The sequence below is a fragment of the Clostridium sp. genome, from assembly GCF_016650095.1.
Lineage (GTDB): Bacteria > Bacillota > Clostridia > Clostridiales > Clostridiaceae > Clostridium_AD.
On record NZ_JAENWL010000011.1, the window covers coordinates 1 to 24,727 of the forward strand.

Sequence of the window (24,727 nt, forward strand, 5' to 3'; positions counted from 1 at the left end):
CCTTATTAACTAAATTTTCTTTTATAACTTTCTTTACTCCCGAATCAAATTTGGTTCTTGGAAGCATCACTATCCTAGCACAGCCTATACATTTTATTTTTATATCTGCTCCGAGCCGTATAATTTCCCAGTTCTTACTACCGCAAGGGTGAGTTTTCTTCATTTCAACAATATCTCCTAAATTAAATACCTTCACTACATATCCCCCCTATAATTCATTGTTAAAATCCACTAAAGCTAAATATATATTTCTAAAACACAGCTATATACATAGAGTTTATTTATTTCAATTATATTGTCAAAACTTTTACACTTTCTCCATCTCTTACAAATATTTCTTTTACTTTTATGTTTTCTGACTTTATAAGCTTAATTATGCTTTGAATATTTTCTTCTTCAATCTTTAAACTAATCCCACAACTTTTAGTTATATATGTTGGTGTAGGTATCACTACTACCTTAACCTGTTTTTTTATTGTTTCTCTTTCAGCTTTCATCGCTTCAAGTGTATTTTGAAATGTTGCTATATAATATTTATTCAATGTTTGTCACCCTATCCCGTTTGTTAAATATTGTTAAAGTTTAATAGTTTTGTCCGCATTATTCATTAATTGTACAATAGAATACATATTTGATATTTCTCCAATAACATGCTTAACCTTTAAATTATAAAAATCAAGACAAACTCCACAAACTGATATATTTGTTCCTCTTTCTAATAGCTTATTTAGGCTATCTAATACAAGTGAATCCTCTGTAGTAAGTTTTACTCCTCCATTAATAAAAATAAGATCATTAGGTATTGTATCCGCTTCTGATAATGCAAATAAATAGCTTTTCATAAGCACATTACCCAGTTCATCATCACCCAAGCCTAACTTATCGGTAGCTATTACCAAAGTAAATTTTTTACTTTCATTAATTTCCACATTTACTAGTTCAATTTTGTCTTTAGTTATATTTATAAAATACAATTTATCTTTTTTTTCTACAATACTCTTGTATCCACTACCTTCAGCTAATTTTACTATATTGTTTTTAGCAACCAAATTATCTACAATGATTGTGCTTTCTCCGCTTTCAATTGAATCAAAATATTTTTTTGTTTTTACAACTGGTATTGGACATTGTAACCCCTTGCAATCTATTGTATTATTCATATCATTTCCGTTTCAAGTTAATTTTTTTATAAAACTAACCTAATAACAGTCACACCCCTTTCTTTGTTAATACTGTTGATTTGGTATACATTTACAGCACTTTAGATTATAATATTGTTGTATGTATTACTATAAAAACGAGTACTGATAACGTATTAATCTTTCATTTTTATCTTATCGGAATTATAAATCGATTTTGAATAGTTTTTATAGAAGCTCTACATTTTATTCTTTAGCTAATATTATTATAAACTATTTATGGTGTTAATTATATCAAAACAAAATTTAACTTGTTATTGATAATATTAATATATACTGTATCTTCTATAGCGTATATTAATACTATTATTTTATTTTTGTAGAATTGGAGGAAATCATGAAAATATATTTAGATAACGCAGCCACTACATTCCCTAAACCACCAGAAGTGTATACTTCAATAATGAATTATATGATGAACATAGGCACTAACCCGGGAAGAGGTGCTTCCAATGCAACCCTTGCAGGTAATAAAGTTATATTGAATTGTAGATATGCATTAATGGATTTTTTTCACTTCGATAAAGTTGAAAATGTAATTTTTACACCAAATATTACCACTTCACTAAATACTCTTATAAAATCATCAGTAAAAAAAGGATGGCATGTAATAACATCATCAATGGATCATAATGCCACCTTAAGACCATTAAATACCCTTTCTCAAAAGGGTATTATAGAATTGGACATTGTTCCTTGTTCAAAAGAAGGCATAATAAGTGTAGAGGATTTTAAAAATACACTTAAACCCAATACAAAATTAGTAGTCCTGTCTCATGCTTCTAATATTATTGGAAGCATTCAACCAATAGAAGCCATAGGCAAGATATGCAAAGACAAGGGCATTTATTTTATTATAGATGCTGCGCAAACTGCCGGAGTATTACCTCTAGATTTCTATAAATTAAACTGTAATGCACTAGCTTTTACAGGTCATAAAAGTTTATTAGGTCCCCAAGGCATTGGTGGATTTTTAATTGATGATAATTTAAATCAGCAATGTACATCATTTATAGAAGGTGGAACTGGTAGCCTTTCATCTAGTATTGTTCAACCGGATTTTTTACCTGATAAATTTGAAAGCGGGACTTTAAATGGCCCAGGTGTAGCTGGGCTTTTAGCTGGTATTAACTTTATTAACTCGGAGGGGCTAACCTCTATTCGTGAACATGAAGAGTATTTATGTAAAAATTTTATAGAAGGTTTGTTAAATATAGCTTCTATTGATGTTTATGGTTGTAGAGACATTTCTAGGAGAACTGCTACTATTTCTGTTAATTCTACAAAAATCGACAATTCAGAATTAGGGTTTATACTAGATAGTGAATATGGAATTACTACTAGAACCGGTCTTCACTGCGCACCTCTTGCTCATGAAACTATCGGAACATACCCAATTGGTACCCTAAGATTTGGTATCGGACCTTTTAACGATATTAAGGACATTAATTATACACTGAGATCACTCAATACTATTCTTAGAAAGGTGTGATTTACTTACATGGATAATATTCTAATGAAAATTGATAAACTAGCTATTTTCTTTGTTTTGTATACCTTTGTTTTTGTAATCTTCTTTGCAACCATAGGTTATACACTTCCTTTTGTTTTGGCTTTTATTTTAGCTTTACTCCTTAAAACACCAACAAAATATTTGATGAAAAAATTCAAATTCAATAATACTATAGCTTCCTTATTTACTACTACCATATTTTTCACTGTAATTGTTATAGTTTTAGCTTTAATTATCGCCACTATAACTTCAGAAACAATACAACTTGGAAAAAGTCTTCAATCATATATTACTTTAAACAAAAATATTATAATTAATTTTTTTAGTAATTTACAAAATTACTATAAAAATTTAGACCCCAGCATCCTTAGTAATGTTGAGTCAAATATTACTAACTATATAACCAAAACTATAAATTTTAGTATGAGTGCATCCACGAAAATTTTTTCACAAACTCTAGGTTTCGTGGCTACTATACCTTATACTTTAATGGTTTTATTATTTACTTTACTTACAACATACTTTTTTACAAAGGATTTATCATCTTCAAGCAAAAAAATATTTGATTTAATTCCTCGTAAAAATGGCGATCGAATACATTATATATTTAATGAATCAAAAAAAATGTTGAAAAACTATTTACTTTCTTATTTACTGATAATTACTATAACATTCTTAGAAACATTAATTGTCTTTTTTATTTTTAAAGTTAAGTATGCCGTGACGCTAAGTATATTATGTGGAATATTTGATTTGCTCCCTATTTTCGGTATAGGAGCCATATATCTTCCTTTAATAATAATATTTTCAATATCTCATAATTATGTAGCTACTTTAGGCCTTCTGATATCTTATGTGATTATCACCATAGTGAGGCAAATTATTGAGCCTAAGATTGTGTCTTCATCACTAGGTATTAATCCAGTGGCAGTTCTTGCCTCTATATTTATAGGATTAAATGCAAATGGTATTGTTGGAATGCTATTTTGTATGTTTTTAGTTGTATTTTACAATATATTGAAAAAAGTTGAAGTTTTATAGAATAGAACACCTCCTAAATGGCTAAAATCCAAATAGGAGGTGTTTTATGGTAGATAAAGTTATTTTAGATTCTATGTCCAGTAACTGCACTTTTAAATTAAGAGATATTATAAGTCAGTATATTTCCCCCATAACTAAATGTAAGCGGCCTATTGTTATTTTGTGTATTGGCACTGACAGATCTACTGGTGATAGTTTAGGACCCTTAGTCGGGAACAAACTTAAATTTTTAATTAGAAATAAAATTCATATTTATGGTACCCTTGAGTGTCCAGTACATGCAAAAAATTTATGTGAAACAATTGATGAAATTAACTTTTCATATGCTAATCCTTATATTATTGCAATTGATGCTTGCCTCGGAAGTTTACAAAATGTAGGAAAAATTATAGTTGAGGAAAAGCCATTATCCCCTGGTGCTGCTATGAATAAAGATTTACCTAAAGTAGGAGATCTAAGCATAACAGGAGTTGTAAATATATCTGGAGCCTTTGAATTTATGGTTCTACAAAACACAAGATTATATACAGTAATGATGCTCGCTGATGCTATCTCAAATGGTTTATACCACTCAATACTCAAAACTGTAGGCGGAAGAAGATTCAATTCCCTTTATGATAATTTTGACATAAAGGATGTTGAAGGTTAATTTATATCGTTTATTCGTTATTCACTGTATTGAACTTAAATCTTATAAAAAAAATATAAAATCAAAAGCATGTTTTAACAACACCTTATGATTTTATATTTTTTTATTTTTTATTCTTTAATATATCTTTTAGATAAAGGTATTTTTTGTAGAGTTTGTACCTGTTTTTATAAAATATAAAATTTATAATATATAATATTTTTTTTAAAATAATGAACTATATACTCTATTGGTTAATATATCTTCTATTTCATCAATATTTTTACTTCCACTATCAATAATTAAGGTTCCTTCTCTTTTTATATTGTTTTGCATATTTAAATTTATAAGGCCACCATCTTTAAGATTACATATTATTGCATCACAATAGGTATTATTATCTCTATTGTTAATCACTGTGTATCCTCTTTTAATTAATTCATCTTGTAGATATTGAAGTTCTTGTGAAATGCAAATTACCATAAAAAACCTCTTTTGTTTTTAGTATGCCACAAAAAATAAAAATTAATACAGAATTTATAAAATAAATTTCACTTACTATTTAACTTTATTTTTTTGACCTACAGCCTGTTCTAATACTGTGTTTTCTTCCTGAGATAAATCATATCTTGATATTCCTTTATCTATTGGTTTCGCATAAGTAGTACTCTCGTTTCTACCATAAATACTTGTTAATATAGCGCCATCATTGTTTCCATCAAGCAATGCTATTGAGAAACTCAAATCACTACCAATATCATCAAAGGCTTTATATCTTATCATTGGAGTTTTTTGAACACAGGTTTTTACTTTATCATTTATTTGTTCATATATTTGCTTCACATCATCATTATCTTCTTTAACTTTATCAATTTTGTCTAAATATGATAAGACCATATCCTCTAAATTTTTATTATTTACACCTCTCATTAGTTTTCTATATCTATTTTCTAATTTGTTTAAAGATGAATATATTGTTATTATTAATATGATTAATATAAGTACAAGAACTATAAGTGCTAATACTATATAAATCTGTTGGTTATTTATAAAATTGATTATATTCTGCATTATAAATTACTTCCTTCCCCTAATGTTTCACGTGAAACATTATATATTGAAAACTTCTAGAATTCTCTCAAAATCTTCTTCTGAATAATATTCAATTTCTATTTTACCTTTGTTTTTATTTTTCGAATTTATGAGAACTTTAGTACCAAAATGATTTTCTAACTTATTCATTATATCCTTATAGTAAATTTCATTTTGATTTTTAATTACTTTTTTTTCTTTTTCATTTCCAAAGTTTTTTACTAATCTCTCCGTTTCTCTCACATTAAGACTATCATCTATAACCATTTGTGCAATTTCATATTGAATTTCCTTATCATTAAGGCCAAGTATTGCCCTTCCATGTCCTTCAGAAATCACCTCATCTATTATATAATCTTGAACTCTTTCATCTAAGTTTAATAATCTCATACAATTTGTTATAGCTGTTCTTGATTTAGATACCTTGTTACTTATTTCTTCCTGAGTAAGATCAAAATCTATTAATAGTTTCTTATATGCTATGGCTTCTTCAATTGGGTTTAAATCTTCTCTTTGAATGTTTTCTATTAATGAAATTTCTAATACCTCTTTATTGTCTATATTCATTATAATTGCTGGTATTTCTGCAAGCCCAATACTCTTAGCAGCTCTAAATCTTCTTTCACCAGCTACAACTATATATATATCTTCTTGCTTATTTACTATAATGGGCTGAATAACACCATGCTCTTTTATTGATTGCGCTAATTCGGATATTTTTTCAGGATCAAAGTTTTTTCTTGGTTGATCTATATTAGCTTTAATCAAATTCATAGATATTTTGAGAACAGAGGAACTATCTTCTACAATTTCTTCTGGTATTAAAGCTCCCAGCCCCTTACCTAGTCCAAATTTTTTGTTCATTATCTATCATCTCCTTTGTCTATGTGAAAATTCATTTGCTAATGATTCATAAGCTTCTGCGCCCTTACATTTGTCGTCATACAACATAATTGGCAATCCAAAACTTGGAGCTTCAGCCAATCGTATATTCCTAGGTATTGTTGTATTATAAACTTTTTCATTAAAATACTTTCTTACTTCTGACACAACCTCATTACATAATTTTGTTCTATTATCATACATACTTAGAATTACGCCCTCAATTTCTAATTTCTTGTTTAAAGATTTTTTAACTAGTTGAATAGTATTTACTAATTGGCCGACACCTTCTAAAGCATAAAATTCGCATTGAATAGGTGAAAGCACACTATCCGCTGCCGTAAGCGCATTAATAGTTAAAATCCCGAGTGAAGGTGGGCAATCTATAAAAATATAATCAAATTCACCTTCAATCTCTTTAAGTTTTTCTTTTAGTATATTTTCACGATTACTTCTATTGATTAATTCTACTTCTGCTCCGGCAAGTTCCATTGTAGAAGGTACTAAATACAAATTGTTTATAAGCTCACATTCTTTTATAGTATCCCTAATGGAAATATCTGATGTTAATAAATCATACATTGATACATTCATTTTTTTCTTATCAAACCCTAATCCACTTGTAGTGTTTCCTTGAGGATCGATGTCTATTGTTAAAATCTTTTTACCTTGCATAGCTAAATAAGAACATAAGTTAATACTCGTAGTAGTTTTCCCTACTCCTCCCTTTTGATTAAAAATACATATAGTTTTCATGATTACACCTACCATTCTAATATTATTCATATTTTTATAAGTTATAGCTTTTACAACTTAACTTGAAAATTAATTGTGCTATATAACTATTATATATTTATGTTAAATAATTTAATAGTACTATTTTAAAAATTTACAAAATAATATAAAAATATGCCTAATAATCCTCAATAATTAATCTATAATTTTCTACATAATAAAAAAACAGAATGTTTCACGTGAAACACTCTGTTTTTCGACCTATCTTTTAGGTATTCTTATTATTACTTCTATACTATCCTCTAATTCCTTAGACTTATATTCAGCATTTATACCATACTTATCAAAAACTTGTTTTATAGTATTTATATAAACTCTAGGAGCAAAGATACCCTTAATTTTTTTCTTTCCATCAGCAGCTACTTCGTCTCTACATAGTTTTAATAATTCTTTTTCAATTAGATCTTCTGTATTTTTAACATTAAGTGATTTACTAATAATTGTTTTAAGAACTTTCTTTTGGATATTTATATCAGTTAATTTTAGTAAAGCCCTAGCATGTCTCTCCGTAAGCTTATGCTCTACCAAAATATTTGTTATTTTCCCATCCAATTTTAGTAATCTTAATTTATTTGCAATTGTTGATTGTTTTTTTCCTATCATTCGAGCTAATTGTTCTTGTGTATAAGAATGATCCTGAATAAGATTAAAATAAGCCATAGCTTCTTCTAAAAAATTTAAATCTTCTCTTTGTAAATTTTCTAGAAGTGCAATTGCTGCAGAATCTTTATCTGTAATATCTATAATTATTACTGGTACTTTTTCAAGTCCTATTTTTTTTGCTGCTCTCAGTCTTCTTTCTCCTGCTACTAATTCATATCTGCTTTCGCCACTTTTTCTAACAGTTAGTGGCTGAATTATTCCATAAGTTTTTATTGATTGCGATAATTCTTCAATAGTTTCTTCATTAAAATGTTTTCTGGGTTGATAAACATTTGGAGAAATCAATTCAATAGATACATAATTTACATCGTTTTGCATAATATACCATCCTTAAATTTTTCCTTTTCTTTATTTTTATATTCTATATATGAGTGCTATTTCCTTCTTTTTTTTATTTTTTCGTACGACAAATTATAACACTAATCATTACTTTTGGTACTATAATCGTCACTTTCTCCTTCTGAAATATCGTTAAATCATCTCCTGCGGAGCTGAAATATTAACGACTTCAGAAGGAGATTTATACTCCCACCGAAGTTTTCTATTTGTTAGAGTATGTTACTCCCGCTTATAGAAGTGGGAGATTTTCCTTCTGAAATGTCGTTAAACTAAAGGACTTTTAGTAACCATACCCGCTTTTCTAGGATATTTTCTATGTGTTTGCGCTATTTTACTTATTATTACTAAATTATGGTTTAAATCACTGTCTTCAATTTGTACCTTTTCAATATGTTCTATTCGTCCACCTAGCATTCTGATTGCATTTTTCGAACACTTTATTTCCTCTTCAACTGCAGGGCCCTTCATTGCCACAAAATATCCTCCAACCTTTACATAAGGTATACAAAATTCGCTAAGTACTGTTAAATTAGCAACAGCTCTTGAAACCGCTACATCAAACTTTTCCCTATATTGCACTTCCTGCGCAAAATCTTCTGCTCTGCCATGAATAGCTTTGATATCTTTTAGTTCCAGGGATTTGATTACTTCATTTAAAAATTTAATTCTCTTATTCAGCGAATCTAATAAAACAATATTTGTTTCAGGCTTAATTATTTTCATGGGAATGCCTGGAAATCCTCCTCCAGTGCCTATATCAATGATATTTTTTGCATTTTTAAGCTGGTCAAACTTAAAAACCTTCATAGAATCAATGAAGTGTTTTTTGACTATCTGTTCGTCTTCTTTTATAGCTGTCAAATTTATTTTTTCATTCCATTCCTTTATAAGCTCTTTATAATTCATAAATTGCTCATACTTATTATCGTTAAATTCAAGTCCTACATTATTACTAGCTTTATTCAATATATCAAAGTACTCCATACTTCACCTCCATATTTATCTTACTGGTTGTTATCTTTAAGTCTTTTCTGCTGCTCAATATATATCATTAAAACAGACATATCTGCAGGTGACACCCCTGATATCCTAGAAGCTTGACCTATACTTTCTGGTTTAATTTTACCCAATTTTTGCATAGCCTCTATCCTTAATCCTTTTATTTTATCATAATCTATATCTTTTGATATAAATTTATTTTCAAATTTCTTAAATTGTTGAATTTGGTCTAATTGTTTCTGAATATATCCTTCATATTTCGACACAATATTAACTTGCTGTTGTATATATTTATTTAATATTGGTCTATTTACATCAAGTTTTGCAACAATATAATAATCAAGTTCCGGCCTTTTTATAAGTTCATATAAACTAATAGGCTTTTTCAACGGTGTGGAATTGCAAGAAATTAAGAATTCCTCGATTTCCTTTTTATTTGTAATTTGCAAATGTTTTATTCTTTCAATTTCCTCTTCAAGTTGCATCTTCTTTACCCTAAATATTTCATATCTATGTTCTTTAACAAGTCCTATGCTATATCCTATTTCGGTTAATCTTAAATCAGCGTTATCTTGTCTTAGTAGCAATCTATACTCTGCTCTTGAGGTCATCATCCTATATGGTTCATTAGTGCCTTTAGTCACTAAATCATCAATTAAAACCCCTATATACCCATCAGATCTTTTTAATATTAATGGATCCTTATTTTGAATAGTAAGTGCAGCATTAATTCCTGCAATAATACCCTGAGCTGCAGCTTCTTCATATCCTGAACTACCATTTATTTGACCTGCAGAGAATAATCCGCTAATATTTTTAAATTCTAGTGAAAGTTTTAGATCCGTAGAATATATACAATCATATTCTATGGCATAAGCCGTTCTCATAATCTCTACATTTTCAAGTCCCGGTACTGTTTTTAGCACCGCCACTTGAACTTCCTCTGGTAGCGAACTAGACATACCTTGAACATACATTTCCTCTGTATTCTCACCTTCAGGCTCAATGAAAATTTGATGTCTTTCCTTGTCTGCAAATCTCATTACTTTATCCTCAATAGATGGGCAGTACCTAGGTCCAATACTCTTAATAGATCCATTGTATAACGGAGATCTATGAATATTTTCTCTTATTACATTATGAGTATTTTCATTTGTATAAGTTAAGTAGCAACTTAACTGTTCTCTATCAATATCTTCGCTAATAAATGAAAATGGAACTACCGACCTATCACCTAATTGCTCTTCCATTTTAGAAAAATCCACTGACCGTTTATTTATTCTGGCTGGAGTTCCCGTTTTAAATCGTCTTAGTTCTATTCCTAGTTCATCTAAAGATTCGGAAAGTTCATTAGCTGGAAGTAATCCACTAGGTCCTTCATTAAAAGTAAGATCTCCAATTATAACATTCGATTTTAAATATACTCCAGAAGCTATAATGATAGCCTTAGCTGTAAAGTATGCACCATTTTTTGTAAGAACACCCTTGACTTTTCCATTATCCGAATCTATAGATACTACTTCTAATTGTCTTAATTGCAAATTTTCTTGTTTTTCTAATACATTTTTCATTCTTTGCCCATATGCCTTTTTATCCGCCTGAGCCCTTAATGAGAAGACAGCTGGACCTTTTGATGTATTTAACATTCTTGATTGTATATATGTATTATCAATATTTATTCCCATTTCTCCGCCAAGAGCATCTATTTCTCTTACTAAATGTCCTTTAGCAGTTCCACCAATATTGGGATTACATGGCATTAGTGCCACACTATCTAAATTTATAGCACAAATTAAAGTTGTGCATCCTATTCTTGCAGCTGCAAGAGCCGCCTCACAACCCGCATGACCAGCTCCTATAACTACAACATCAAAATCTCCTGCAACATATTTCATATTTACCCCTACTTTCCTAAACAAAATTCTGAGAATATCGTATGTATAATATCTTCTTCTAAAGCCTCGCCCGTAATCTCACCTAAATTCATCCAAGCATTTCGTATATCAATTGAAGCCAAATCTATAGCTGAAGTATATTCTATCGCATTAAGCGATGATTCTAGGTTTTCCTTTGCTCTTATTAAAGACTGTTTATGTCTGCTATTTGTAACAAATACTCCTTCAGTTTTAATTTCACCATTAAAGAATAAATCTTTTATATGTTCTTTAACATTAATTAACCCTTCACCTGTTTTTAATGAAATATTAGTTATATATTTTGATTTTAGACTTTTTAATTCATTCCTCTCTATTTTACCACCTAAATCACTTTTATTTAATAGTACAATATATTTTTTTTCTTTAATATATTCAATAATTTCTCTATCTTCACGACTTACCTTGTTACTTGAATCTAGTATTAGAATAACTAAATCCGCCTCATCTATTTTCCGTTTTGATGTCTCTACTCCTATTTTTTCAACAATGTCTTCAGTTTCACGAATTCCCGCAGTATCTACTATTTTAACTGGTATACCTTCAACACTTATATATTCTTCAATTGCATCCCTTGTAGTTCCTGGTACATCTGTAACAATAGCTCTTTTTTCCTTAACAAGAGCATTAAGAAGTGAAGATTTCCCTACATTAGGCTTTCCAACTATTACAGTGCTTAAGCCTTCTCTTAAAATTTTTCCTTCATCAGCGGTACTGAGTAGCATATCAATCTCTTTTATAATTGAAGTAACATCATAACTAACTTTTTCTGCAGTTACTTCTTCAATATCTTCTTCTGGATAATCAACAGTAACCTCTATATGCGCAATTACACTAAGTAATTTATTTCTTATGCTTTTTATTTCCCTGGAAATTGCACCTTCTGATTGCATAAGTGCTGACTTCATACTCAGCTCAGTCTTCGCCCTTATTATATCTATAACTGCTTCAGCTTGACTTAAGTCAATTCTACCATTCAAAAATGCTCTTTTAGTAAATTCTCCAGGTTCCGCCATTCTTGCTCCAGACCTAATGATTTCTTGTAAAATTCTATTAGTACCAACTACTCCCCCATGACAATTTATCTCAATAGTATCCTCTGCAGTAAAACTCTTAGGACCTTTCATATAGGAAATAATAACTTCATCTAGTCTACTGCCATTTTCATCAATAATATGACCATATCTCATAGTATAAGATTTAAAATCATAAAGTTTTCTATTGTTTTTACCTATAAATATACTATTCACTATATCTATAGACCTATCACCAGATACTCTGATTATAGATATACCGCCTTCACCTATACTAGTTGCTATTGCAGCTATAGTGTCAAATTCTTTCATTAAATGTGACCTCCTAATTTTATGGGTATTTATAATTATATCCCTATTAACATTATTATATCTAAGTAACTTCCGTTATTTCAACTACCTACTTATTAGTTCTTAATCATATTCGTAAAATTCAATGTAAAATCATTACCTGCGTAGCTACTTATCATCCTCAATGCTGCAACATTGAAACTTAAGAATATGATTAATATTAGACTTACTATTATAAATTTAAAAAGAAAGCCCTTAGGCTTTCTTTAAATCAACTACAACTCTTCTATAGGGCTCTTCACCTTCACTAAAGGTATAAATATATGAATCATTTTGAAGCGTTGAGTGTATTATTCTTCTCTCATAAGGATTCATAGGTTCAAGTTTTAATACTCTACCACTAACCCTTACTTTATAGGCAATTTTTGATGCAAGTCTTTTTAAAGTTTCTTCTCTTTTTGCTCTATAATTTTCGGTATCTAATATTACTCTTTTATACTCTTCATCATGATTTTTGTTTACAACTAAACTTACAAGGTATTGAAGTGAATCCAAAGTCTCGCCTCTATATCCTATTAGAAGTCCCATATTAGGTCCAACCAATTCAATCCTCAGTTCATTACTTTCATCTATGAGTATTACTTCAGCTTTCATACTCATAGACTTCAATACGTCCTCCAAGAAAGTTTTAGCTTCATAAAGACTGTCCCTTTTAACTGTAACTCTAATTTTAGCAGGTTTTACACCTATAATATTTAAAAATCCTTTACTACCTTCATCTATTGTTTCCACTTTAACTTTATCTATTGTAATTTTTAATTCAGCCAATGCATTTTTAATTGCATCTTCTACATTTTTTCCCATCATTTCTATAACTTTCATATCACACTACACCCGCCTTTCTAAATATCAAAATTAGGCAATTGTGTTAAACTTGTTTTTTTGTAATATCTACTTTCTTGTTAAGTTCTACTTTATTTATAACCAATGTTTGAAGTATTTGTAACACGTTATTTATTACCCAATATAATACTAACGCGCCTTTAAAACTAAGACTCATAACTCCCATCATAATAGCCATACCAATATTCATTGTTGAACTTTGTTTAGCTTTAGCAGGATCCCCTGATGGTTGCATTAGTTTTGTAGAAAAGTATGTTGTAACAGCAGATAGTACAGGTAATATCTTATAAGGATCAGATTGTGCTAAATCCTTAATCCATAAGAAACCAGCACCATTCATATCTAAGTTTCTAAACACATAAAATAAAGAAAACAAAATAGGCATTTGAATAATCATCGGCAAACATCCACCCATTGGGTTTACGTTATTTTCTTTATAAAGTTTCATTACTTCTTGCTGTGACTTTTTTGGATCTTTTTTATACTTTTCTTGTACTTTTTTCATTTCTGGCTGAATTGCACCCATTTTAGCTGTTGATTTAGTTTGTTTAATACTTAAAGGCAACAATACTAATTTTACTATCATTGTAAAAACAATTATTGCTAAGCCATATGATAAATTATCGTATGGTACGATGAAATGCACGCCACTATGTATAAAGAAAAAAAACTTTTCAAGTGGATCAGTTAAAAAATTAAAATTCAAATATAAGACCTCCCAGGTGGTTATTTAACCGGATCAAATCCACCCTTATTAAAAGGATGACATCTAATTATTCTCTTTATTCCCATAATGGAGCCTTTTAGTGCCCCATACTTTTCAATAGCTTCTAAAGTATACTGAGAACATGTAGGATAAAATATACAACAAGGCCTCTTAAAAGGTGATATATATTTTCTATAACACTTTATGCCCAGTACAAGTATTTTTTTCATTATTAATTAAACCTGCCTTCTTAAGCAAATTCTTAAGTGCATTCTCTATTTCTTTATAACTTTTAGAATTAGAAGGATTTCTTGCAATAAAAACCAAATCATATCCTATCTTTAATCCCTCATTATTAAGCCGATAGCTTTCCCCTATCAATCTTTTAACTCTGCTTCTAGTTACACTTTTTCCTACCTTTTTGCTTACGGATATTCCGCATCTATTAATATTTTTTCCATTTCTATAAATATATAATACTAAAGATAGGTTAGAAAAAGATTTTCCTCTTCTATATACTGTTCTAAATTCAGCATTCTTTCTAATCCTGTATTTCTTTACTTCAATGTTCATATTAGCCGCCCTCTTTTCCGCAAATTGCAGAAAAAGGCCACATTAGCGGCCCTTATGCTGTCAATCTTTTTCTACCTTTTTGTCTTCTTCTTTGAAGAACGTTTCTACCAGAAGCGGTTTTCATTCTCTTTCTGAATCCGTGTTCTTTTTTTCTTTGTCTTTTCTTAGGTTGGTAAGTCATGAACATATCTACTACACCCCCTTCTTCTAATCATTAAATTATAGCAATCATCTTACAATCGCATAATTATGGTTTTACTATTAGATTATATAGGCACATCCTCTTAATGTCAAGATAAGCATTTTTATTGATATTGTTGATATTTTTTATATTTATATGCTTTTTTGTGGATAACTTCTTGAACACCTTGTTATTTTTTGATATTATATAAGAAAGAGCTGTGAATAACCTATACATAAATAAAGTTATTCACAACTTGTGGACAAAATTGTGAATAACTACTGCACTAATGTATAAAACTTCTTTTTATTTATATATTTTTAGCTATATAAATAGATTTATTCATTATTCAGTATGTTAATAATTTTTTTTTCATATTGTTAATAATTTAAGTTCTATTAAAAATATTAACATAGTTATTAACATGTGACTATTTTTAATGATATTTATCAACAACATATAATGTATTATTTTTTTTGTTTATAACTCTGTTTATACATTGTTTGTTTTTACATAAAAAATCTTTTTTATTTGAACTGGAGGGTAGAAAATGAGCACCCAAATTAAAGATATCTGGGAAAAAACTTTAAATATTATAAAAGGTGAACTTACAGAAGTTAGTTTTAATACTTGGATTAAAAGTATAGACCCTATGACCTTAGATAATAATACTTTTAAGTTAGGTGTTCCTAATAATTTTACCAAAGACATTCTTGAGAATAGATATAAGGATTTAATAATGAATGCTGTTAAATTAATTACATCTAAAACATATAAAATAGAATTTTTTATATTATCTGAAGAAGTAGCCGAAATTGAAACACCTAAAGCGAAACGAGAGGCTGAAAGAAATAACCTGGTGGTTAATGATGAAATGTCTGCAACACTAAACCCAAAGTATACCTTTGATTCTTATGTCATTGGTAATAGTAATAGATTTGCACATGCTGCATCCTTGGCTGTAGCTGAATCTCCTGCGAAAGCTTACAATCCACTATTTATTTATGGAGGGGTTGGTCTTGGAAAAACACATTTAATGCATGCTATTGGTCATTACGTATTAGCAAATAATCCAAAATCTAAGGTAGTTTATGTTTCTTCTGAAAAATTCACAAACGAACTTATAAATTCTATTAAAGATGATAAAAATGTAGAATTTAGAAACAAGTACAGAAATGTAGACGTACTTTTAATTGACGATATTCAATTTATTGCTGGTAAGGAACGTACACAAGAGGAGTTCTTCCACACTTTTAATGATCTTCATGAAGCAAATAAACAAATTATTTTATCTAGTGATAGACCTCCTAAAGAGATACCTACTCTAGAAGATAGATTGAGGTCTAGATTTGAATGGGGTCTTATAGCTGATATACAACCACCGGATTTTGAAACTAGAATTGCTATTTTAAAGAAAAAAGCAGATATAGATAATTTAACTATTCCAAATGAAGTATTGGTGTATATTGCTACAAAAATAAAATCTAATATACGAGAACTAGAAGGTGCTCTTATTAGAATAGTAGCTTTTTCTTCATTAACTAATAAAGAAATTAGCATAGATTTAGCGTCAGAAGCACTTAAAGATATTATATCTAGTAGAAATTCAAAGCAAGTAACTATTGAACTAATACAAGATATAGTCTCTAGCTATTTTAGTTTAAAAATTGAGGATTTTAAGTCTTCAAGGCGTACAAGAAACATAACCTACCCAAGACAAATTGCAATGTATTTGTGTAGAAAGCTTACAGATATGTCACTTCCTAAAATAGGTGAAGAATTTGGAGGTCGCGACCATACAACTGTAATACATGCATGTGAGAAAATATCTAATGGTGTTAAAGAAGATGAAAATCTGCAAGATACCATAGCAGAACTTACTAAAAAAATAAGTCAGAAATAGCATAATCGTATTACTAACAAGTGTTGATACTATTTATATATAAACCTGTGTACAAAATAATACATAAAACTTAGCTGTTGATATTGTGGATAAGTATGATTTTTTTTTGCATACTTATCCACAATTAATTATACCTAGTATTGTTACACCTTAAAGCCTGCGATAGGTTTCTAACATATCAACAGCCCCTACTACTATTACTACTATTTTTAGATTATTATCTTACCTATCTTTTAATAATTCCCCATGTGGATAAGGAGGTCTATTTTATATGAAATTTATATGCGAAAAAAACATATTACAAGAAGCAATTTCAAATGTTCAAAAAGCAATTACTGGAAAATCAACAATGCCTGTATTACAAGGTATACTAATAGTTGCCAAAAATAAAGAGGTGACTCTTATAGGATCTGATATCGATTTAAGTATTGAAGCTAAGATTACTGCAGACGTTATTGAAGACGGAAGTGTAGTTTTAGATTCTAGGCTTTTCGGTGAAATCATAAGAAAATTACCCAATAGTGCAATAGAAATAACTTCTGAGGTCAATAACTCTATTAAAATAGTTTGTCAAAAATCATATGCAACTATAATACATATGAATAGTGATGATTATCCCAGTTTACCTAATATAATAGAAAATATGATATTTTCAGTATCCCAAAAGGTATTAAAAAACATGATGAAAGGTACTATTTTTGCAGTTGCTCAAGATGAGACAAGGCCGATTCTTACAGGAGTTTTATTTGAAATAAAAGATAAAAATCTTAATCTTGTAGCACTAGACGGATATAGAGTTGCTTTTAGAAGTGAACCAGTGGATAACGATAATAGTATAAATGCTGTAATTCCAGGTAAAACATTAAGTGAAGTATCAAAAATACTAGAGGAAACAGACGAGCCTGTTAATATAACATTTACACCAAATCATATTTTATTTAATCTTGGTAAAACTAAGGTTATATCAAGATTATTAGAAGGTGAATTTATAAAATATAGCTCAATAATTCCTGAAGAATATAACCTAAAAATTACAGCTAAAAGATCTGAATTATTAAGCTGTATAGAAAGAGCTTCTCTTATGGCAAAAGAGGGAAATACCAATTTAGTTAAATTCAATATAGAAGAGGATAACATGATAATCACATCCAATTCTCAATTGGGAAAGGCTAGAGAAGAAATAAATATAATTTTGCAAGGAGAACCTCTTCAAATTGCATTTAACTCAAAATACCTAATAGAGCTCTTAAAAATAATGGAAGAGGACGAAATAATTATGGAGTTTTCTAGTGGTGTTAATCCTTGTGTAGTAAAAAACAAAGAAAAAAACAATTGTACGTATATGGTATTACCGGTAAGAATAAGAGCTAATAATTAATAAATGAAATATTTATAATAATATTTGGGAAAAGAAGGTTTTAAAATGAATGAAATAAAAATAGAAACAGATATAATAAAATTAGATTCTTTTCTAAAATGGGCTGGAATAGCTTGTTTAGGTTCAGAAGCAAAATTTTATATCAAAAATGAGGATATTAAACTTAATGGTGAGATAGAAACTCAAAGAGGTAAAAAATTATCTAAAGGTGATATAATTGAGTTTAACAATGAGTTTTATAAAATAATTTAAGAATATATTAATGCACCGGAAAAATTTAAATTATTCTCCGGTGCACAATTTATTTATATAGATATATATGTTATAATCATAACAGGTGATATTATGTATGTAAAATATTTACAACTCAAAAATTTCAGGAATTATAATGAACTAGCTATAGAATTAAATAAAGGTATAAACGTATTTGTGGGCGATAATGCTGAGGGAAAAACAAATATTTTAGAAGCTATTTATTATTGCAGTTTAGCTAAGTCTCATAGAACCAATAAGGATAAGGAATTAATTAACTGGAATGGCACAGAAGCATACATAAAGCTTTATGTATGTAAAACTAGACTGGATAAAAAGATTGAAATAAAGATTTTTAAAGAAGGTAAAAAAGGCGTTAATATTAATTCTATAAAAGTTCAAAAATTGTCAGAGCTCTTAGGAAGTTTCAATGTAATTATGTTTTCTCCTGAAGATTTAAATATTGTTAAAGATTCTCCATCACATAGAAGAAAATTTTTAGATATAGAACTATGTAAGTTAAGTAGACGTTACTATTATAGTTTAACTCAATATAAAAAAATTTTGAATGAAAGAAATTTGGCTATAAAAAAATGGAACACAAATAGTGATATTATAGATGTATATGATAAACAACTTAGTGAATTTGGTGCAATTATAATAAAAGATAGAATGGCTTATGTTGAAAAACTAAATATAAAAGGTAAAATAATACATAGTGATATAACATCTAATAGTGAAGTAATTGAAATTAAATATTTATCACCTATTAAGGAATTAGATAATATACAAGAAAATTTGTATTTGCTTTTATGTAAAAATAGAAAAAGAGATATAGAAACTAAAACTACATCAATAGGTCCACATAGAGATGATTTTTCTATAGATATTAACGGCGTTTGTGCCAGAATATTTGGATCTCAAGGTCAACAAAGAACTTCAATATTAACCATTAAATTTGGAGCACTAGCAATAATAAAAGAACTAACTGGAGAATATCCAGTATTATTACTTGATGATGTTTTGTCTGAATTAGATACAAAAAGGCAAGAATATATATTAAATTCTATAAAAGAAGTTCAAACATTAATTACTTGCACCGGAATCAATGATATAAGAAAACATTTAAATTTTGAAAGTAAGGTATTTGAAGTTATATCAGGTGGGGTAAAGGAAATTACATAAATTCAAATAGGGTATAACTGATTATTAAGGAGGATATGATATGTTTTTACATTTAGGAGAAAATGTAGTAGTGCCTATAAAAGACATTATAGGTATTTTTGATATGGAAACTACTATGTACAGCTCGGATACTAATCAATTTTTAAGAATGGCCGAAGAAGACGGTTTTGTAGAGCGGATAACAAAAAATATTGCTAAATCTTTTGTTATTGCTGAGGTAGATAAAAAAAGTAAAATATATTTATCGCCAATATCATCGCAAACACTAAGCAAAAGAACTGAAACTGTATATTATGCGCTTTAGATTAAATTAGGAGGACATACATGGAAATAAATAATATTTATGACGAGAGTCAAATACAAGTACTTGAAGGATTAGAAGCCGTACGAAAAAGACCTGGTATGTATATAGGAAGCACTAGTATTCGCGGACTTCATCATTTAGTTTATGAAATTGTAGATAATAGTATAGATGAGGCAATGGCTGGGTTTTGTAAGAATATTAATGTGGTTATACACCCAGATAATTCTGTAACTGTTATAGATGATGGTAGAGGTATGCCCGTAGGAATACATCATAAAATGAAAATACCTACTGTAGAAGTTATAATGACTGTACTTCATGCAGGTGGAAAATTTGGTGGTGGAGCGTACAAGGTATCCGGCGGTCTTCATGGTGTTGGAGCATCTGTAGTAAATGCACTGTCTGAAGTTTGTGAAGTTGAAGTTAAAGTAGATGGTGAAATATGGAAACAAACATTTTCAAAAGGAAAAACCACTAGTACACTAATAAATATGGGGAAAACAGAGGAACATGGAACAAAAATTTTCTTTATTCCTGATGCAACAATTTTTGAGGAAATTGATTTTGATTATGAAACAGTATCTCAAAGACTGAGAGAACTTGCTTTTTTAAATAAAGGTATAAGAATAACACTTACAGATGAACGAGAAGATAAAAAACAAGAATTTTTTTACGAAGGTGGAATAAAATCTTTTGTAGATTATTTAAATAGAAATAAAGGAAAAATTCACGATACTATATACATAGAAGGACGTAAAGATGAATATATTGTTGAAATAGCTTTGCAATATAATGATACATATACAGAAAATTTATTTTCTTTTGCCAATAATATAGATACAGTAGAAGGTGGAACACACCTAGTTGGATTTAAGACTGCTTTAACAAGAATAGTAAATGATTACGCTAAAAAATTTGGATTTTTAAAAGATAATGATAAAAATCTATCTGGTGAGGATGTACGAGAAGGCCTTACAGCAGTAATATCTATAAAACTTACTGACCCTCAATTTGAAGGTCAAACAAAAACTAAACTTGGAAATAGTGAAGTAAGAGGCATAGTTGATGGTATAGTTGGCGAGGCTATAAGCAATGTTTTAGAGGAAAATCCAGAACTTGGTAAAAAAATAATAGATAAATCATTAAATGCAGCTAGAGCACGCGACGCAGCTAAAAAAGCAAGAGAACTTACAAGGCGTAAATCAATCCTTGAAAGTACAACTCTTCCTGGAAAATTATCCGATTGTGCATCGAAAGATCCTATGGAATGTGAAATATATCTGGTCGAGGGTGACTCAGCTGGAGGATCAGCGAAACAAGGTAGAGATAGAAAATTCCAAGCAATACTTCCTCTTAAAGGAAAAATAATGAATGTTGAAAAGCAAAGAATTGATAAAATGCTCGCATCACTTGAAATTAGGGCTATGATAACTGCATTTGGTGCTGGTATAGGAAAAGATTTTGATGTAAAAAAAATAAGATATGATCGTATTATTATTATGACAGATGCCGACGTAGACGGAGCACATATTAGAACACTACTGTTGACATTCTTTTATAGATACATGAAAGAACTAGTGGAACAAGGACATGTATATGTAGCTCAACCTCCATTATTCAAGGTTACTAAAGGTAAGAAAGAGCACTATGTATATACTGAAAAAGAGCTTGAAAATGTACTTTTGGAAGTAGGGGGAAAAGACAGTAATACTGATATCCAAAGATACAAAGGTCTTGGGGAAATGAATCCAGAACAGCTTTGGGATACAACAATGAATCCAGAAGAGAGAATTCTCCTTCAGGTCAATGTAGAGGATGCGATGGCAGCCGATGAAATATTTACTATTCTTATGGGGGATAAAGTAGAACCTCGTAGAGAGTTTATACAAGAAAATGCTAAGAAAGTGCTTAATTTAGATATATAGTAGATTAGTATAATTACCGTAACACATGGAGAATAACGGTACTATTTTTCATATGTTGTTAAAATATTTTGTTTGAAGAGGTGTAACAGATGAATAATCAGGGAAAAATTAAACCTATTGATATAAGGTACGAAATGAAAAAATCCTATATAGATTACGCTATGAGCGTTATAGTAAGTCGTGCGCTTCCAGATGTACGGGATGGACTTAAACCTGTCCATAGAAGAATATTATTTTCTATGCATGAACTAGGGTTAACACCAGAAAAAGGATATAGAAAATGTGCTAGAATTGTTGGAGATGTTTTAGGTAAGTATCACCCACATGGTGATACAGCAGTATATGGGGCACTCGTTAGAATGGCTCAAGACTTCTCCCAAAGATGTATATTAGTTGATGGTCATGGAAATTTTGGTTCTGTAGACGGTGATTCAGCAGCGGCAATGAGATATACAGAAGCTAAAATGAGTAAAATTACAATACAAATGCTTCGTGATATTAATAAAGAAACAGTAGATTTTATTCCTAACTTTGATGGAGAAGAAAAAGAACCCTCAGTGTTACCATCAAGATTTCCTAATCTTCTAGTTAATGGATCAACAGGTATTGCAGTAGGTATGGCGACCAATATACCTCCACATAACTTAATAGAGATTATAGATGGAGTGTTAATGCTTATTGAAGACCCCGAGGTTGAAATAAGTGATTTAATGACAAAAATAAAAGGACCAGATTTTCCTACAGCAGGAATTATTCTAGGAAGAGCAGGAATAAAAAGCGCTTATGAAACAGGAAGAGGAAGAATACTTGTAAGGGCTAAAACAGATATTGAAGAGAATAAAGGTAGAAATGCAATTATAGTAACAGAATTACCTTATCAAGTTAATAAAGCAAAACTTGTGGAAGGTATTGCAGATTTAGTAAAAGATAAGAAAATAGATGGAATATCAGATCTTCGAGATGAGTCAGATAGAGAAGGTATGAGAATTGTTATAGAACTAAAGAGGGATGCAAATCCTAATATAGTATTAAATAGGCTATTTAAACATACTAGAATGCAAGACACTTTCGGAGTTATAATGATAGCACTTGTAAATAACGAACCTCAAACACTAAATTTAAAACAGTGTTTAGTTTATTATTTAGAACATCAAAAAGAGGTAGTAAGAAGAAGAACTCAATTTGATCTAGATAAGGCACTAACTAGAGCACATATTCTAGAAGGTCTAAAAATAGCACTAGACCATATTGATGAAGTAATTCGTTTAATAAGAGCATCTAAAAGCATCAGTGAAGCTAGACAAAGTTTAGTGAATTCATTTGAACTATCAGAAAAACAAGCTGTTGCTATTGTTGAAATGAGACTTGGAAGACTTACAGGTCTTGAAAGAGATAAAATTGAAGATGAGTATAACGAATTAATGAAAACCGTTAATTATTTAAAAGGAATATTAGCAGATGAAATGGTATTACTTAACATAATTAAAGATGAACTTATAGAAATTAGAAACAAATATGGTGATACTAGAAGAACAGCAATAGAAAAAAATCCATATAGCATAGATGAGGAAGATTTAATTCAAGAGACAGATGTTGTAATAACTCTAACTCATGCAGGCTATATAAAGAGACTTCCCGCTGATACTTATAGTGCCCAAAAAAGAGGGGGTAGAGGAATACAAGGGGTTACTACAAAAGAAGATGACTTTGTAGAACATATTTTTATAACCTCCACTCATAATAATCTTTTGTTATTCACAAACAAAGGAAAGGCATTTAGATTAAAGGCATATGAGATTCCAGAAGGTGGAAGAACAGCTAAGGGAACAAATTTAGTAAATATTATACCACTCGCTAATGATGATAAGATTCAAGCAGTTATATCTCTTAGAGATTTTGCGGAGGATAATTATCTTATAATGGGAACAAAACATGGTTTAGTTAAGAAAACATCACTTGATAAATACTCTTCTATAAGAAAGAATGGCTTAAATGCAATAAATCTAAGAGAAGACGATGAATTAATTGGAGTTGCAATAACCACTGGAGATAGCGAAATGCTATTTGCTACAAGAAATGGTTATTCTATAAGATTTAGTGAAAAAGATGTAAGAGGTATGGGAAGAACTGCAACTGGAGTTAAGGCTTTAACTTTAAGACAAGATGATATTGCAGTTGCTATGAATATTGTTACTCCTGAAGAAGAGCTATTAGTTATAAGTGAAAACGGCTTTGGAAAAAGAACCTTAGTTTCAGAATACTCACTTCAACATAGAGGTGGTAAAGGAGTAATAACTTATAAGGTATCAGAGAAAACAGGAAAACTTGTAGGTGCTAGAATAGTAAAAGACGGAGACGAAATGATACTTATAAACAGTAATGGCATTGTTATAAGATTAAACGTAGCTGGAATATCTACTACGAGTAGAAATACTATGGGTGTTACTTTAATGAAGAATGGAGAAGGAGATAATATAGTTGCTATAGCTAAAATAAATTGTAGTGATGTAATTAATACAGAAGAAAATTCTCCAGAGGACCAAGAGAACTCATTAACAAATGAAAACTCTATAATAGATGAAGAATCCATGCAAGAAGATATTAAAGAAACTTTTCCAAGTGGAGAGGATGACATAGAAACGACTAATGAGACAGATGATAAAATAGAAGATTAAGATAGTAAAGTACCTATTTGAAATAATTTCGAATAGGTACTTTTTTAATATAACATAATATAACTAACCTAGTGTATCCCAAGCAGTAAATAGGAGAAAAATAAAGTTATATGTAGAAAAATCAGTATAATCTGTGGAGGAGTGGAACTATTGTAAATACACGATCAAATAGATTTGGTACAATACTCCTTGTCGTCACCAAGCGAGTGGCGAAGTAAGCAAAATGTTAATCACTATTTAAAAGATTTTTAGATGAAAATAAATTTTAAAAGTTGTTGACAAAATAAGCAATACCAAGTAAAATAGTAGAAGTCGTCACATGATGACTTAGC

At 29.6% G+C, this 24,727-nt stretch carries 26 protein-coding genes; 10 read left to right on the plus strand and 16 right to left on the minus strand.

Annotated features, from left to right (window positions below; translation table 11 throughout):
* From JJE11_RS01660 to yedF, 3 genes are all read right to left on the minus strand, one after another.
* Positions 1–163, minus strand: a 163-nt coding sequence (locus JJE11_RS01660; protein WP_291632535.1) for a DUF951 domain-containing protein, incomplete at its 3' end; no start/stop codon positions are given.
* A gap of 127 nt (positions 164–290) precedes the next feature.
* Positions 291–542: a DUF3343 domain-containing protein gene (locus JJE11_RS01665; protein ID WP_291632512.1), complete on the minus strand. Its 252-nt coding sequence runs from the start codon at positions 540–542 to the stop codon at positions 291–293.
* A 33-nt stretch (positions 543–575) separates the two neighbouring features.
* Positions 576–1,160, minus strand: a complete 585-nt coding sequence (gene yedF, locus JJE11_RS01670; protein WP_291632513.1) for a sulfurtransferase-like selenium metabolism protein YedF — start codon at positions 1,158–1,160, stop codon at positions 576–578.
* Positions 1,161–1,536: 376 nt separating this feature from the next.
* Here yedF and JJE11_RS01675 point away from each other — a divergent pair, with 376 nt between their 5' ends.
* From JJE11_RS01675 to yyaC, 3 genes are read left to right on the plus strand one after another with little or no spacing between them, the layout of a single operon-like run.
* Complete coding sequence (locus JJE11_RS01675) at positions 1,537–2,691, plus strand: aminotransferase class V-fold PLP-dependent enzyme (protein ID WP_291632514.1); 1,155 nt, start codon at positions 1,537–1,539, stop codon at positions 2,689–2,691.
* A 24-nt stretch (positions 2,692–2,715) separates the two neighbouring features.
* The gene (gene ytvI, locus JJE11_RS01680) at positions 2,716–3,753 is read left to right on the plus strand and encodes a sporulation integral membrane protein YtvI (protein ID WP_366927899.1); all 1,038 of its coding nucleotides are present in this window, start codon (positions 2,716–2,718) and stop codon (positions 3,751–3,753) included.
* Between the two features lie 46 nt (positions 3,754–3,799).
* Positions 3,800–4,402 carry a spore protease YyaC gene (gene yyaC, locus JJE11_RS01685; protein ID WP_291632516.1) on the plus strand — a complete coding sequence of 201 codons (603 nt, stop codon included), beginning with the start codon at positions 3,800–3,802 and terminating at the stop codon, positions 4,400–4,402.
* Between the two features lie 204 nt (positions 4,403–4,606).
* On the opposite strand, the gene JJE11_RS01690 is transcribed toward yyaC, so the two are convergent.
* From JJE11_RS01690 to rpmH, 13 genes are all read right to left on the minus strand, one after another.
* The gene (locus JJE11_RS01690) at positions 4,607–4,864 is read right to left on the minus strand and encodes a YkuS family protein (protein ID WP_291632517.1); all 258 of its coding nucleotides are present in this window, start codon (positions 4,862–4,864) and stop codon (positions 4,607–4,609) included.
* 75 nt (positions 4,865–4,939) lie between these two features.
* Positions 4,940–5,452 (minus strand): DUF4446 family protein, encoded by a 513-nt coding sequence (locus JJE11_RS01695; RefSeq protein ID WP_291632518.1) that lies wholly within the window; start codon positions 5,450–5,452, stop codon positions 4,940–4,942.
* Positions 5,453–5,491: 39 nt separating this feature from the next.
* A complete protein-coding gene (locus JJE11_RS01700; protein ID WP_291632519.1) occupies positions 5,492–6,337 on the minus strand; it encodes a ParB/RepB/Spo0J family partition protein in 846 nt (281 codons plus the stop codon).
* Positions 6,338–6,343: 6 nt separating this feature from the next.
* A complete protein-coding gene (locus tag JJE11_RS01705) occupies positions 6,344–7,111 on the minus strand; it encodes an AAA family ATPase (protein ID WP_291632536.1) in 768 nt (255 codons plus the stop codon).
* A 240-nt stretch (positions 7,112–7,351) separates the two neighbouring features.
* Positions 7,352–8,131 (minus strand): nucleoid occlusion protein, encoded by a 780-nt coding sequence (noc, locus tag JJE11_RS01710; protein WP_291632520.1) that lies wholly within the window; start codon positions 8,129–8,131, stop codon positions 7,352–7,354.
* A 285-nt stretch (positions 8,132–8,416) separates the two neighbouring features.
* Complete coding sequence (gene rsmG / locus JJE11_RS01715) at positions 8,417–9,136, minus strand: 16S rRNA (guanine(527)-N(7))-methyltransferase RsmG (RefSeq protein WP_291632521.1); 720 nt, start codon at positions 9,134–9,136, stop codon at positions 8,417–8,419.
* Positions 9,137–9,156: 20 nt separating this feature from the next.
* Positions 9,157–11,046, minus strand: coding sequence for a tRNA uridine-5-carboxymethylaminomethyl(34) synthesis enzyme MnmG (gene mnmG, locus JJE11_RS01720; RefSeq protein ID WP_291632522.1), 1,890 nt, complete (start codon positions 11,044–11,046; stop codon positions 9,157–9,159).
* 8 nt (positions 11,047–11,054) lie between these two features.
* Positions 11,055–12,431, minus strand: a complete 1,377-nt coding sequence (mnmE, locus tag JJE11_RS01725; RefSeq protein WP_291632523.1) for a tRNA uridine-5-carboxymethylaminomethyl(34) synthesis GTPase MnmE — start codon at positions 12,429–12,431, stop codon at positions 11,055–11,057.
* A gap of 234 nt (positions 12,432–12,665) precedes the next feature.
* Entirely contained in the window at positions 12,666–13,292 is a 627-nt protein-coding gene (gene jag, locus JJE11_RS01730) for an RNA-binding cell elongation regulator Jag/EloR (RefSeq protein WP_291632524.1), read from the minus strand.
* 46 nt (positions 13,293–13,338) lie between these two features.
* Entirely contained in the window at positions 13,339–14,019 is a 681-nt protein-coding gene (gene yidC / locus JJE11_RS01735; RefSeq protein ID WP_291632525.1) for a membrane protein insertase YidC, read from the minus strand.
* Positions 14,020–14,039: 20 nt separating this feature from the next.
* Complete coding sequence (gene yidD, locus JJE11_RS01740; RefSeq protein WP_291632526.1) at positions 14,040–14,249, minus strand: membrane protein insertion efficiency factor YidD; 210 nt, start codon at positions 14,247–14,249, stop codon at positions 14,040–14,042.
* A complete protein-coding gene (gene rnpA / locus JJE11_RS01745) occupies positions 14,212–14,592 on the minus strand; it encodes a ribonuclease P protein component (RefSeq protein ID WP_291632527.1) in 381 nt (126 codons plus the stop codon). Before rnpA ends, yidD begins: the two co-directional genes overlap by 38 nt.
* Positions 14,593–14,644: 52 nt before the next feature.
* Positions 14,645–14,779, minus strand: a complete 135-nt coding sequence (gene rpmH, locus JJE11_RS01750; protein ID WP_216299086.1) for a 50S ribosomal protein L34 — start codon at positions 14,777–14,779, stop codon at positions 14,645–14,647.
* A gap of 544 nt (positions 14,780–15,323) precedes the next feature.
* On the opposite strand from rpmH, the gene dnaA reads away from it, so the two are divergent.
* The 7 genes from dnaA to gyrA all read left to right on the plus strand — a co-directional run bounded on the left by dnaA (position 15,324) and on the right by gyrA (position 24,395).
* Entirely contained in the window at positions 15,324–16,676 is a 1,353-nt protein-coding gene (gene dnaA / locus JJE11_RS01755; RefSeq protein ID WP_291632528.1) for a chromosomal replication initiator protein DnaA, read from the plus strand.
* 271 nt (positions 16,677–16,947) lie between these two features.
* Positions 16,948–18,054 carry a DNA polymerase III subunit beta gene (dnaN, locus tag JJE11_RS01760; RefSeq protein WP_291632529.1) on the plus strand — a complete coding sequence of 369 codons (1,107 nt, stop codon included), beginning with the start codon at positions 16,948–16,950 and terminating at the stop codon, positions 18,052–18,054.
* Positions 18,055–18,099: 45 nt separating this feature from the next.
* The gene (locus JJE11_RS01765; protein WP_291632530.1) at positions 18,100–18,306 is read left to right on the plus strand and encodes an RNA-binding S4 domain-containing protein; all 207 of its coding nucleotides are present in this window, start codon (positions 18,100–18,102) and stop codon (positions 18,304–18,306) included.
* A 93-nt stretch (positions 18,307–18,399) separates the two neighbouring features.
* Positions 18,400–19,491, plus strand: a complete 1,092-nt coding sequence (recF, locus tag JJE11_RS01770) for a DNA replication/repair protein RecF (RefSeq protein ID WP_291632531.1) — start codon at positions 18,400–18,402, stop codon at positions 19,489–19,491.
* Between the two features lie 40 nt (positions 19,492–19,531).
* The gene (remB, locus tag JJE11_RS01775; protein WP_291632532.1) at positions 19,532–19,795 is read left to right on the plus strand and encodes an extracellular matrix regulator RemB; all 264 of its coding nucleotides are present in this window, start codon (positions 19,532–19,534) and stop codon (positions 19,793–19,795) included.
* 20 nt (positions 19,796–19,815) lie between these two features.
* Complete coding sequence (gene gyrB / locus JJE11_RS01780; protein ID WP_291632533.1) at positions 19,816–21,720, plus strand: DNA topoisomerase (ATP-hydrolyzing) subunit B; 1,905 nt, start codon at positions 19,816–19,818, stop codon at positions 21,718–21,720.
* A gap of 89 nt (positions 21,721–21,809) precedes the next feature.
* On the plus strand, positions 21,810–24,395 hold the full coding sequence (gene gyrA / locus JJE11_RS01785; RefSeq protein WP_291632534.1) for a DNA gyrase subunit A: 2,586 nt from the start codon (positions 21,810–21,812) through the stop codon (positions 24,393–24,395).
* Positions 24,396–24,727 lie beyond the last annotated feature (332 nt).